This window comes from Roseburia sp. 1XD42-34, assembly GCF_009917385.1.
GTDB lineage: Bacteria > Bacillota > Bacilli > Bacillales > Amphibacillaceae > Virgibacillus.
This window is the reverse complement of the sequence record NZ_QWLJ01000041.1, coordinates 1-12,727: the sequence shown is the minus strand read 5'-3', so window position 1 is coordinate 12,727 and position 12,727 is coordinate 1. Positions and strand designations below refer to the sequence as shown.

At 38.3% G+C, this 12,727-nt stretch carries 12 protein-coding genes, 1 pseudogene and 1 riboswitch; of the genes and pseudogenes, 6 read left to right on the top strand and 7 right to left on the bottom strand.

Annotation, left to right across the window (positions count from 1 at the left end):
* Positions 1 to 114 precede the first annotated feature (114 nt).
* Together D1839_RS16770 and D1839_RS16765 are read right to left on the bottom strand one after the other, a co-directional pair.
* Positions 115 to 1,290 (bottom strand): acetyl-CoA C-acetyltransferase, encoded by a 1,176-nt coding sequence (locus tag D1839_RS16770; RefSeq protein WP_120380998.1) that lies wholly within the window; start codon positions 1,288 to 1,290, stop codon positions 115 to 117.
* 13 nt (positions 1,291 to 1,303) lie between these two features.
* Positions 1,304 to 3,703, bottom strand: a complete 2,400-nt coding sequence (locus tag D1839_RS16765) for a 3-hydroxyacyl-CoA dehydrogenase/enoyl-CoA hydratase family protein (RefSeq protein WP_120380999.1) — start codon at positions 3,701 to 3,703, stop codon at positions 1,304 to 1,306.
* 415 nt (positions 3,704 to 4,118) lie between these two features.
* Between D1839_RS16765 and D1839_RS16760 the strand changes: the two genes are divergently transcribed.
* The 6 genes from D1839_RS16760 (at position 4,119) to D1839_RS16735 (ending at position 8,049) form a co-directional block, all read left to right on the top strand.
* Complete coding sequence (locus D1839_RS16760) at positions 4,119 to 5,162, top strand: metal ABC transporter solute-binding protein, Zn/Mn family (RefSeq protein ID WP_120381000.1); 1,044 nt, start codon at positions 4,119 to 4,121, stop codon at positions 5,160 to 5,162.
* A gap of 38 nt (positions 5,163 to 5,200) precedes the next feature.
* Positions 5,201 to 5,956 (top strand): metal ABC transporter ATP-binding protein, encoded by a 756-nt coding sequence (locus tag D1839_RS16755; protein WP_120381001.1) that lies wholly within the window; start codon positions 5,201 to 5,203, stop codon positions 5,954 to 5,956.
* Between the two features lie 15 nt (positions 5,957 to 5,971).
* Entirely contained in the window at positions 5,972 to 6,805 is an 834-nt protein-coding gene (locus D1839_RS16750; protein WP_120381002.1) for a metal ABC transporter permease, read from the top strand.
* Between the two features lie 109 nt (positions 6,806 to 6,914).
* Positions 6,915 to 7,334: a Fur family transcriptional regulator gene (locus D1839_RS16745; RefSeq protein WP_120381003.1), complete on the top strand. Its 420-nt coding sequence runs from the start codon at positions 6,915 to 6,917 to the stop codon at positions 7,332 to 7,334.
* Positions 7,313 to 7,711 carry a fluoride efflux transporter FluC gene (locus D1839_RS16740; RefSeq protein WP_286164845.1) on the top strand — a complete coding sequence of 133 codons (399 nt, stop codon included), beginning with the start codon at positions 7,313 to 7,315 and terminating at the stop codon, positions 7,709 to 7,711. The genes D1839_RS16745 and D1839_RS16740 overlap by 22 nt, the downstream gene beginning before the upstream one ends.
* Complete coding sequence (locus D1839_RS16735; protein ID WP_120381004.1) at positions 7,708 to 8,049, top strand: fluoride efflux transporter FluC; 342 nt, start codon at positions 7,708 to 7,710, stop codon at positions 8,047 to 8,049. The genes D1839_RS16740 and D1839_RS16735 overlap by 4 nt, the downstream gene beginning before the upstream one ends.
* A 66-nt stretch (positions 8,050 to 8,115) precedes the next feature.
* On the opposite strand, the gene D1839_RS16730 is transcribed toward D1839_RS16735, so the two are convergent.
* The 5 genes and pseudogenes from D1839_RS16730 to D1839_RS16710 all read right to left on the bottom strand — a co-directional run.
* The gene (locus D1839_RS16730; RefSeq protein WP_120381005.1) at positions 8,116 to 8,898 is read right to left on the bottom strand and encodes a VLRF1 family aeRF1-type release factor; all 783 of its coding nucleotides are present in this window, start codon (positions 8,896 to 8,898) and stop codon (positions 8,116 to 8,118) included.
* 104 nt (positions 8,899 to 9,002) lie between these two features.
* Positions 9,003 to 9,317, bottom strand: coding sequence for a DMT family transporter (locus D1839_RS16725; RefSeq protein WP_077301029.1), 315 nt, complete (start codon positions 9,315 to 9,317; stop codon positions 9,003 to 9,005).
* Entirely contained in the window at positions 9,317 to 9,655 is a 339-nt protein-coding gene (locus D1839_RS16720; protein WP_120381006.1) for a DMT family transporter, read from the bottom strand. Before D1839_RS16720 ends, D1839_RS16725 begins: the two co-directional genes overlap by 1 nt.
* Before the next feature lie 354 nt (positions 9,656 to 10,009).
* A riboswitch (guanidine-I (ykkC/yxkD leader) is annotated at positions 10,010 to 10,106 on the bottom strand.
* Between the two features lie 116 nt (positions 10,107 to 10,222).
* Positions 10,223 to 11,728 (bottom strand): BCCT family transporter, encoded by a 1,506-nt coding sequence (locus D1839_RS16715; protein WP_120381007.1) that lies wholly within the window; start codon positions 11,726 to 11,728, stop codon positions 10,223 to 10,225.
* 667 nt (positions 11,729 to 12,395) lie between these two features.
* A pseudogene (locus D1839_RS16710) lies at positions 12,396 to 12,650 on the bottom strand (transposase family protein); the annotation flags it as partial.
* Positions 12,651 to 12,727 lie beyond the last annotated feature (77 nt).

The window sequence follows — 12,727 nt, the reverse complement described above, 5'->3', positions numbered from 1 at the left end:
AACCCCTTTTCTACACTTTTTTAAGTTATAAAATTTCCCCTTAAAAAACTCATCCCCCGTAACACCGTCTGCCTCTCGTAATGTCCTATTTTACAAGTGTGGTAGTTTGATACTCTATAACAGCTCAAAAACACCTGCTGCTCCCATGCCGCCCCCAATACACATGGTTACAACACCATACTGAACTTGCCTCCGTTCCATTTCATGCATAAGTGATAACGTTAGCTTCGTGCCTGTCATCCCAAGCGGATGTCCTAGTGCTATCGCACCGCCGTTTACATTTACCTTATTAATATCCAAGTCCAAAGCTTGAATGACACGTACAGCTTGCGATGCAAACGCCTCATTTAATTCAAATAAATCGATATCTGATAATTCAAGACCTGCTATTTCCAACGCCTTTGGAATTGCAGCTACTGGACCAACGCCCATAATTTCTGGTTCAACGCCAGCTACAGCAAACGAACGGAATTTAACGATGGGGGTTAACCCCTCTGCGTCTGCTTTTTCCCTGTTCATAACTAAAACCGATGCCGCCCCATCACTCATTTGCGATGAATTTCCTGCTGTTACCGTTCCTTTAACGTGGAAAGCGGGTCTTAACTTAGCTAATATCTCTTTTGACGTTCCAGGACGTACCCCTTCATCCATCGCAAACGTCACTTTCTTTTCTTCTGGCTTATTTTGATCATTGATAAATCGATGAGTTACCTCCACAGGGACAATTTCATCACTAAATTTACTTTCCTCAATCGCTTTAGCAGCACGTTCGTGACTTCGGACCGCAAAGGCGTCCTGATCTTCTCTAGAAATGTGAAACCGATTTGCTACTTCTTCCGCTGTATGTCCCATTCCCATATAATACCCTGGTGCATCCTGTACAAGTTTGGAATTTGGCTTAATAACATGCCCTCCCATTGGGATTAGGCTCATTGATTCTGTACCACCTGCAATGATCGTATCACTAGCTCCTACCATTATCCGCTCTGAGGCATAAGCAATACTTTGCAACCCTGAGGAGCAATAACGATTAATCGTAATTCCCGGAACATCGTGGTTTAAGCCTGCAAGCCCAGCAATATTTCGGGCTATATTCATTCCTTGTTCCGCTTCAGGCATGGCACAACCAATGATAACATCGTCTATACTCCCCCTATAGTCACCAGCTCGTTTTAGCGTTTCCTGAATGGTTAGTGCCGCTAGATCATCTGGTCTCGAGTGAGCGAGTGCCCCTTTGTTTGCCTTACCTACAGGGGTTCTTGCACCCGCAACAATTACTGCTTCCTTCACAATAGTTCCCCCTTTAGTTCCGTAATGGTTTTCCTTTGACCAACATATGCTGCATTCGTTGTTGCGTTTTTGGCTCACCGATCAAGCTTAAAAATGCCTCTCGTTCTAAATCTAGCATTACTTGTTCATCGATCTTTATTCCTTCTTGAATACGTCCACCTGATAAAACATAAGCTAGTTTCTCTGCCATCTTTACATCATGTTCAGATGCATAGCCGCTTAAATGCAAGTTTTTAGCACCCAATACCATAGCTGCATAACCCGCATCACCAACTACTGGGATCTTTTCTCTTTTTGGAGCCTGGTATCCAGATTTAGCCAGCGCTAACACATTTTCCTTTGCGTCGTGTATGAGATGATCTGCATTAACACTAATCCGATCACTTTGATCTAAATAACCATTTTCACGGGCTTCAGCAGCAGAAGTGGATACTTTCGCTGTTGCTACTTTTTCGAATACATCATTTGCAACCTTCGTAATATCAAATGCAATCCCTTTTGGCAAATTTCTGAGCATTTTTAAATACAATTCTTTTGTGCCCCCTCCACCAGGGATCAACCCAACACCAAATTCAACAAGTCCCATGTACGTTTCCGAAGAGGCCTGAATCGAAGCTGCTGGTAATGAAACTTCTGCACCGCCACCAAGTGTCATATTAAATGGAGCAACAACCACAGGTTTATTCGCATATTTGATAGCCATCGTCATATTTTGAAATTGACGAATCACCATATCCAGTTCAAAGAAATTATCATCTTGAGCTTCCATCAGCATCATGGCAAGGTTAGCCCCAACGCAGAAATTCTTACCCTGATTGCCAATGACAAGTCCCTCGTAGTTTTTCTCCACTTCTTCAATGGCAAAGTGAACCATTTGTATAATATCTAAGCCGATGGCGTTACTTCTTGAGTGGAACTCTAAACATGCTACACCGTCGCCTAAATCTATTAGACTAGCTCCGGTATTTTTTTTAATGACCCCCTGTACATCTTTTAATCTCCGTAAATGAATTTCTTTTTGGTTGACGGACTTTTCTTTATACGTTCCTTGATCGTAATAATAAACAGTTCCATTTTCTGTTTTATAAAAAGATTCGTTACCTTCCTCTAATAATTGTAAAACCCATTCTGGTATTGCTTCCCCTTCCGTTTGCATCCGTTCTACTGACTTACGTAAGCCGATTGCATCCCACGTCTCAAATGGTCCTAATTCCCAGCCGAAGCCCCACTTCATCGCATCATCGATAGCCGCAATATCATCGGCAATTTCACCAGTTAGTTCGGCAGCATAAAGGAATACTGGCTTTAAAATTGACCAAACAAGCGCGCCTGCACGATCATCTTTTTGTGATAGAAGCGTTTTCAATTTACGATGTAATCCTTTTTCCTGCTTCGCCATTTCCGTTGCTGCTGTTTTTAGCTTTTTCCGTTCTTCATATTCCAATGTTTCTGGATTCAATTCATAAATCGTGCTACCGTCTTTGTCCTTCTTCTTTAAAAAGAAACCTTGACCGCTTTTAGCGCCTAGCCAGCCCTTTTCTTGCATAGTTTGCATAAAGTCTGGCATAGTAAATACCTCTTTTTCTTCTCCGTCTACTTGATCGTATACATTTTTAGCTACATGAATAAACGTATCTAAGCCAACGACATCAAGAGTACGGAATGTTGCGCTTTTTGCTCTTCCAATCATCGGTCCAGTTACAGAATCTACTTCTCCCACACTGTAACCACCACGAAGCATTTCTTGAACAGTGATAAGTAAACCGTACGTACCAATCCGATTGGCAATAAAGTTAGGTGTATCTTTTGCTTCAACAACTCCCTTCCCTAAAACGTTTTCACCAAACTGTTTCATAAATTCAAATACTTCAGGATCAGTATCTTTAGTCGGTATAACTTCAAGCAATTTCAAATATCGCGGTGGGTTAAAGAAATGTGTGCCAAGGAAATGTTTGCGGAAATCTTCGGAACATTCACTGGACATTGCTTCTATGGATATACCCGAAGTGTTTGAGCTGACAATCGTTCCCGCTTTACGATATGCCTCTACATTTGCAAATACTTTTCGTTTAATATCTAAGTTTTCAACAACAACTTCGATAATCCAATCTACATCAGCGAGCTTCTCCATATCATCTTCCATATTCCCTACTTCAATTAAATCAAGGCTTTCTTTGGTTGTAATGGGTGAAGGTTTTTGCTTTAATAATGCCTTTTTACTGTCTGTTGCAATCCGATTACGAACAGATGGATCAGTTAAGGTTAACCCCTTTTTTTCTTCCTCTTTCGTTAACTGTTTCGGTGCAATATCAAGCATGAGCGTCGGTATACCAACGTTAGCCAAGTGTGCCGCAATCCCCGATCCCATTACTCCAGATCCTAAAACAGCTGCACGCCTGATTGATTGCTTCATAATTTATCCTCCCATCCACATTTGAATGAATACTCATTCATTTTATGTCGAAAATAAAAAGATAGTCTCCTATCTACTTAATTATAACTATAAAGTATTTACTGATATTTCGCAACAATTATATACATTTTTTTATGAAAGAAAGCGATACCTCGTTCAGTATGGGTTGCTCCTCCTTCTACGATATCTTAAGTTCCCTTGAAATAAAAAAGTTTTCTGCACGAATGCGCTGCTAACTTTAGCTTTCATAGTACATTTAGTTTTGATTGATACTGTACTTTACAGATTTTATGTAGATCGCCGTATTCTAAGGCTTATTTATTTTTCGAAAAATAATCGTAACCATTCCTATTTACAATTCGTAATGATTACGATATTATATTACAGAAGATATTTTAAAGAGGAGGAACAACTATTGAAAAGAACATCCATTGCCATACTTATCCTTGGTTTGATTACTTTATTCGTTGCCGGTTGTACTAAATCAGATCGTTCCACTGAAAACAACACGGATTTAAACATATACACGTCGATTTATCCGATTCAATTTGCTGTAGAGAGAATTGCTGGGGAAACCGCTGATGTTCATTCCGTTTATCCACCAGGAGTCGATGCTCATTCGTATGAACCAACTTCAAAAGATATGACAAATATAGCTAGAAGTGATGCGTTTATTTACTTGGGTGCAGGGATGGAAGGATTCGCTGAAAGTACAGCAGATGCATTGGATTCAGAGGACGTCAAGCTTGTAGAGCTAGGAAAAAATGAGTACCTTTTTGATATAGGAACCAAGAATGATGCCATTGGTCATGTACATGAAAAAGAAGCGCATGCTGATAGCCACTCTGATAAAGAAAAATCCCATGATAACGAAGCGGAAGCTCATAACGACGGCCCCGCCGATGCAGAGGGAGCCCATGATGGTCATTCTCACGGAGATCATGACCCACATATTTGGCTTGACCCTATGCGAATGGTCACATTATCTGAAGTTGTAAAAGCACAATTAGTCGAGCTCAATCCGGATGAAAAGGATCTATATCAAGCTAATTTTAATAAATTAAAAGAACAATTACAGTCATTAGATCATGATTTTCAAACGGTCTTAGAAGCAAAAACAAACAAGCATATTCTCGTATCTCATGCGGCTTATGGATATTGGGAGGAGCGATATGGTCTAGAACAAATTGCCATTAACGGGTTGTCTACTAATAATGAGCCATCACAAAAAGAATTAACGGAAATCATTGACCAAGCCGAAAAATATAACCTTGATTATATTATTTTCGAGCAAAATACGTCCAATCGTGTCTCAAAGGTGATTCAAGAACATATTCAAGCAAAAACTGCTACCATTCATAATCTGTCTGTCTTAACGGAAAAAAATCTCGAAAATGATGAAGATTATTTTTCGATTATGAAAAAAAACCTAGAAACACTCGATCAAGTAACATCCTAATACTTGATCGAGCAATTTACTTGTAAGGAGGTTAAATGATGAGTGAAGCCGTTATTTCTATGGAGAATGTTAGTTTTTCCTATGAAAACAAACAAGTATTAGATCACATCCATTTTTCTGTACCTCAAGGTTCCTTTATGGGGTTAGTTGGACCAAATGGGGGTGGTAAAACCACGCTTATTAAATTAATTCTCGGCTTGCAAAAGGCTGATACCGGGAACATCCGCCTATTCAACCAGCCGATTGAAAAGTTTAACGACTGGAATAAGCTTGGTTATGTTTCACAAAAAGCAAACGCATTTAATAAAGGATTTCCAGCAACCGTTTATGAAGTAGTATCCATGGGATTAACAGCTAAAATTGGCTATTTAAAATTTTTCCAAAGGAAACATAAAGAAAAAATCATGGAATCAATCGCCCAAGTTGGAATGGAAACATATACCCACGAAAATATCGGTAATTTATCAGGTGGGCAGCAACAGCGAATTTTTATTGCCAGATCCTTAGTAAGTGATCCCGAGCTACTCATTTTAGATGAACCGACAGTAGGTGTAGATAATGAAAATGTGCAACGTTTTTATGAGTTGCTTGACCATTTAAACCGCAATAAAGGGATTACCATGCTGATGGTAACACATGACACTGGAACAATAGCAGAACAAGCTACAGAAATTGCTTGTTTAAATAAAACCTTGCATTTCCATGGTAAGCCAGAGACATATAAATCATTAACGAACGAAGAATGGTCGCAGATATACGGTCACAACATCCATTTAGTAACACATGACCATTGATTTGGAGGAAGTCATATGCTAGGAGATTTTATGGAATACGATTTTTTAAGAAACACACTGTTTACCGGAATAATAATTGGCTTCATTGCCCCTTTATTAGGGTCATTTATTGTGGTTAGGAGACTGTCACTGCTCGCAGATGCCCTGTCACACGTCACATTAGCTGGAATTGCATTTGGTCTATTACTAGAGAAAAAATTCGCGCTTATGATCAGCCCTTTATATAGTGGAATGGTCTTTTCTGTTGTTGGTTCCATATTGATCGAAAAGCTGCGTGGCGTTTATAAAGCATACCAAGAGCTAGCTATACCGATTATTCTTTCAGGTGGAGTTGGACTTAGTGTCATTTTTATTTCTGTAGCAGATGGATTTAATACCGATTTATTTAATTATTTATTTGGTTCTGTGTCTGCAGTAAGTAAAAGCGACTTTTACGTTATTGCGGGGATCGCACTTTTCATTATCATGATGATCGTATTATTTTTCAAGGAATTATTCAACTTATCTTTCGATGAAGAACATGCAACGATTTCAGGACTACATGCAAAAGCGATTCATCTGCTATTTATTGTTTTAACTGCTTTAGTAATTGCTGTTTCTATGAGAATTGTTGGTGTTTTGCTCGTTTCTGCTCTAATGACACTACCTGTTGCAGCAAGTATGCGATTTGCGAAGGGATTTAAGCAAATGGTGTTGTTATCTGTTGTATTTGGTGAAATAGCTGTTATGATAGGATTGATAACTGGGTATTATTTAAGTATACCACCTGGAGGAACAATTGTGATGGTAGCTATCGCACTGTTATTAATCTCCATTGTTGCGAAAGGGTACCGATCGAAAGCTGCATAGCTAACAAGCCCTAGTTTAAATTTTCATTGTTAAGGAAAGCAACACACATTTTCCTTCTTGCTGGCCAATAATTAAATAACTAGAGTAAAAACAAAGTGAGGGAAGCTATATGAATAGAAACGAAGCTGTCACACTTTTACGTAAAAAAGGCTATAAAATGACGGGAAAACGTAAAGATATCCTATCTTTTTTTGAACAAGCAGATGGTTATCGCACTGCCAAAGATTTGATCACGCATTTAGAGGAAAACTATCCTGGTATTAGCTTTGATACCATCTATCGAAATCTTCATCTTTATCATGACCTTGGTATTTTGGAAACTACAGAATTACATGGAGAAAAACATTTCCGAATGAATTGTGTACATCATCATCACCACCACTTTATTTGTAAAGATTGTGGTAAAACGAAAGAAATTGATATTTGCCCAATGGAAGAAGTGGAACAACTATTAACGGACTATTCGATTGAAGGACATAAATTTGAAATTTACGGAAGGTGTCCCGGATGCAAATTAGCACTCGCATAAAAACAATGACAGCAATTGGAATTGGCGGAGCGGTTGGTGCGATGGGAAGGTATGGTATGTCTTTTATATTTACAGCAAAGGGCTTCCCCTTTGCTACTTTATGCGCCAATTTGCTTGGCTGTTTTTTGTTAAGTTTGCTGTTAAATCATAAGCAAATAAAAGAGCGACTTTCTCCTGCATTGTTCACAGCCTTAACTACTGGGTTAATTGGCTCGTTTACTACTTTCTCCACGTTTGCAGTTGAAACAATCGAACTTTGGAGTAACAACGTATTATTAGCCATTATGTATGTTTTACTTAGTATTATTGGAGGTCTATTATTTTGTTATATGGGCTATCAGTTTTCTATACATATTAGAAAGAAGGCAGAAGTATGAGTTTTTTGTTCGTCGCTTTAGGCGGGTTTTTTGGAAGCGTTACTCGTTACCAGCTATCTATTGCAACTAACAAACGATTGATTGGGACATGGCTGGCAAACATTACAGGGTCCTTACTCTTAGCCTTTTTTGTTCATCTTTATACAAGTGAAACTCTTCCACATACATGGTGGCTGGTATTAGGAGTAGGATTTTGCGGGGCATATACAACTTTTTCGACATTTGGAAATGAAACATTACAATTAATTTTCCAACACCAACGCAACAAAGCTATTGGATATATTAGCTTGTCGTTAATCGTTTCGCTTTTACCAGCAGCACTGGTGTTATCGACCTAACCATACTATTCAGTTTAAAACTGCTTAGGAAACAAGAGTCTGGTAAAGCACCAAACTCTCGTTTCCTTACCCAAATAGCTCTTCCAATATTTTTGGCGCCTCATGATCTAACATATTTTTATTGATTACTTCATCTACTTGCTTTGTCATTTGATTTTGGAATGCCTGAGCCTGACCTGGTTCACCTATTATAACTATATTTTCCCAAGCTCTGTCTTTCGCCTGTTTATCTATTTTAGGAGCCAATGATTTATACCAACGGTGCTTATTAGCCTCAAATCGGGCATTCAAGTCATCCTTTTGAATAGTTGGATTACCAGGCCCCATCGCTGTTTTCTCACGCCAGTCATCTACTTCAATATCTAATTCGTAGTTTTTCTCCATTTCCAATTCATTTAAATAGGATTCGATGACTCTTACTTGGTTTTGTTGAACTAGTATAATCCCTGTTTTGGGATACCGATTTTTCAATTTTCTTAACTGCTCCACTACAGGAGTTTGTTGCCAATAAAATTCTGTTTGCAAGCGCATTTGCACCCTTGTCGCAAACCAGATTTCCTCATCTGCAGTTGCAAATACAATAACGCCTCTGCGAAATTGCTGTTCATTGCCTCTGATAAACTTTTCTACTTTTTGTTTTACTTGCTGAAAACTTTTAAGCTCTTCTTTGTTATTTGCTTCTTCTAAATACTTTTCAAAATTACGGATCCCATTTTTAAGTTGGATTTTCCATTCTCCGCCTTGCTGTTCAGGGTCGGAAGGGTCTGTATTTAAATACATGGTAAATACTTTATCCGGCCCTTCCCTTTCCACTGATTCTAAATATTTTAGTTCTTTGTTTATATCCATTCCTGCCTTCACTCCTTTAATGATATCTACTTCTTAGTAATGTATAACCGATAGGAATGTATTATAAACATCAGAATCGTTCCCTTTTTAATCTATCTGATTGACTATGAAATGAGCTTTAAACCAACAGCAGCACTTAAAATCATACCGATGAAAAGCAACCTTCGCCAATCTTTTGACTCACGAAAGAACAACATCCCAGCGAGCGCACTTCCCACTGTTCCCATCCCTGTCCAAACGGCATAAGCAGTACTCATTGCAATTGTTTCCATTGCAATACCTAATAAAATATAACTTAATCCAAATCCGCCTAGAAACCATATTAATGATATTGCATTCACTCGTTGATTTACTTTATTAATACCTGTTACGCCAATTATTTCCGTAAACCCTGCTACAAAAAGAATAATCCAATCCATTACGACACCTCTTCTTTACCTTTTTGCGGCGTTACCAACTTCAAACCGATAACTCCCGTTACTAATAGTAAAATTAGCGCTATTTTTAACGGTTGAACTTGCTCTCCAAAAAGCACTATTTCTGCTATAACTGTTCCAGCACTTCCTATACCTGCAAATACTGCATAGCTTGAACCTACCGGCAACCGGCGCGAGGCTATAACAAGTAAATGCATGCTTACATAAATCGCGATTAGCGTCAGGATCCAATCCATCCAACTGTTGGCATGTTTTAAGCCAATTACCCAGCCAATTTCAAACAATCCAGCGAGAAATACAGTATTCCAGTCTTTATTCATCCACATCACCTTTTTCAATCATTCGTTTTTTTAGCTAGCCAAAGAGTCTTCTACTGACTGAAGGTTCACTTTTATATACTTTAAATTATCTAATCCACTCCTTAATTACCTTTCATGTAAACAAAGGCGCAAGGCACCCGTTTAGCAACGTAGCAACGGAACAAACCAACTAAAGTTTTAGGATCCATGCCACTAAAACAAGGGGTATGCCGACGTCGGGAGGCAAGCTCGTATTTAGTTGGCCTTCCTCTTAGCTACAACCGATGGTGGCTTGCGCTCTTAGCGAGCCATGCGATATCTAATCCCTTAAAAAAGCAAACAAAAAACCCAGAAAGATATCATATTTGTTAGATATCCTCCCGGGCTTTTATCCCTCCGTGTACACGTATAAACGTGCATTTTCTCTTGGTCCAGTCCAGATAATATCTGCGGAACCCTAGAAAATGTTTACTTTCAATACATAGCTAACCATAGTATACTTACGTTTATATGAACTGTCAAATCATCGTTCAAGTTGAGTTTACCAAGTTTTTCTCAACATAGTTATGACCTTATATTTCCGTCACGCTATTCTTTTTCCTGTCTTGCTTTTTGATAATCCCTAGACAACATTCGTGAAAACGAAATCACCATTAGTAATAATATAACTGTAAAAGGCAGCGCCGAAATAAGTGAAGCGGTTTGCAATGCTTCTAATCCCCCTGCCAAAAGAAGTACTACAGCTATTGCCGTAATTAAAAGTCCCCAAATAATTTTCGTAACTAATGTTGGGTTTAAGCTCCCTCTAGATGTCATGGTTCCAAGAATATAAGTTGCAGAATCTGCTGAGGTAACTAAGAACGTAAAAATTAAAAATATAGAAAGGATGGAAAGGATGGATGACATTGGCAAGTGTTGGTACGTTTCAAATAATGCAACCGCAATATCAGCATTTACAGCTTCAGCTATATTCGTCCCATTCATTAGATCGTTATATAGAGCGGTGCCACCAAAAGCTGCAATCCAAATACAAGCAATAGCGGGTGACACAACTAATACTCCTAAAATATATTGACGTATACTTCTACCTCGCGATACCCGTGCTACAAAAGCGCCCACAAATGGAGACCACGCTGTAGACCATGCCCAATAGAAAATTGTCCACTCTCTTACCCAAGTATCTCCCGTGTAGGGTGTTAAGCGTAGGCTATAGCCAATAAAATTCGTAAAATAATCACCGAGTCCTAATACAAAGGTATTTAATATAAATACGGTTGGTCCTGCCAGAAAGACGAAAGCTAATAATAGCAAGCAAAGACCGAGATTAATATTACTTAACCATTTAATTCCCCTGTCTAATCCAGTACTTGATGAAATTAAATACGTTATAAGCATTACGCCCGCGATTACCATTTGCACCCAAATCGATGTGGGAACATCAAATACTGACTTTAATCCACCGTTCATTTGAAGTATGCCTAACCCTAATGAGGTCGCTACTCCCATTACTGTAGCAATGACGGCTAAAGAATCTACAGTATCAGCAACCACCCTGTTTTTACCGACGATTGGCTGAATGGATGTAGAAATTAATCCACGCTGTTTTTTTCTAAATTGTAAGTAAGCAATAACCAGACCTACCACAGCAAAGACGGACCATTGGCTAATTCCCCAATGAAAGAAAGCATATCCCATGGCAACTCTTGCTGCTTCCTCTGTCATTTTTTCTACTTCAGGAAAAGGAGTATTAAAAAAGTGACTCATTGGTTCAGCTACTCCCCAAAAAACTAGTCCCGCACCAAAACCAGCTGAAAAAAGCATGCCAATCCAAGTGAAAAATGAATACTCAGGTTTAGATTGAGCCGTTCCTAACTTTATCTTACCGAATTTGCTTATTGATAAAATGATTAAAAATACAATGAAAATAAACACAGCTAATAAATAAAACCAGCCAAAATTTACAGTCGTAAAATTAAATAGTTTCTCTGCTGTTGCACCGAAATGGTTTGGCATTGTAGCGCCAATAATAACTAGAATTAATATGACAAAAGCTGAAACATAAAACACAGGGTTGTTAAATGTATTATTTTTCATAACAGTTCCTTTCTATAGTGATTTCATCTATGTTTATAAAAAACAGCCAAGAAGAAAACAGATACGGGCGCAAGCAATAAGAGACGAGCAATCTCTTTAGCATATTATTCTATATGGGGGGAATATGTTAATGTATACCCACATCTAAAAAAAATAAACGCAAAAACCTCCCTGTTTCCAAACTTTTGAAATTTCCTGATCGTATTTTTTCGTTTTGTAAGATGAAGTGCTTACATTAGCATACACTATTCACCAATGCTCTTTCCCGAAAATTATATAAATAAAATGCTTTATAATTTTTTTCAACCCGTTAACTTATCCCCTAAAAAATTTTCCTCCAAGGAATAAAACAACTTATAATTAATGGGTGGCTTTATAATGCCACTATATTTTTAAAAACCAACCGTAAAACAAAAATCCCTCAATACTTTAGCGAACTAATGAAAACTCTCTATTCTACTGGCGGGGAAAAATTCTGCACCATTTCGATAGCCAACCACAATAACGACGAATAAGGTAATTCATAAGGATACTCAAACATTTGCAATATTTTAACCTGCTTATAGCGTGAATTGTTCCCCCTAACCGTGTAACCTATCCAATATCAGATATCCCTAGGTAGCTACTTGTAGTTGGTTATATTTCCAAAATAGATAAAATGATCCTATTCCGCAAATCGCTTCCCGCATGAACAGGCATAGCGGCGCTTTTTGTAGAAGAGGTACGTCAACCGTTCAAACCACTTTAAATGTTTGATCTTTTGGATCCGGTAATCATGAATTTTCTTAGTCCTTTCACCACAGCCGGGACACTTATGTACCTTGACAGCCATTTCTACATGAAGCGCAATACGATCTTCCATTTTCTCCACTTTTGTGATCCATACATCTTCAAGGCCGGGGATTTTTATGGTAAAATTCATTTGCACGCAACTCCAATCTTTTCTTGTTTCTAGTCAATTCAAGTATAAAAGAATTGGATGTTTGCGTGTATATTTTT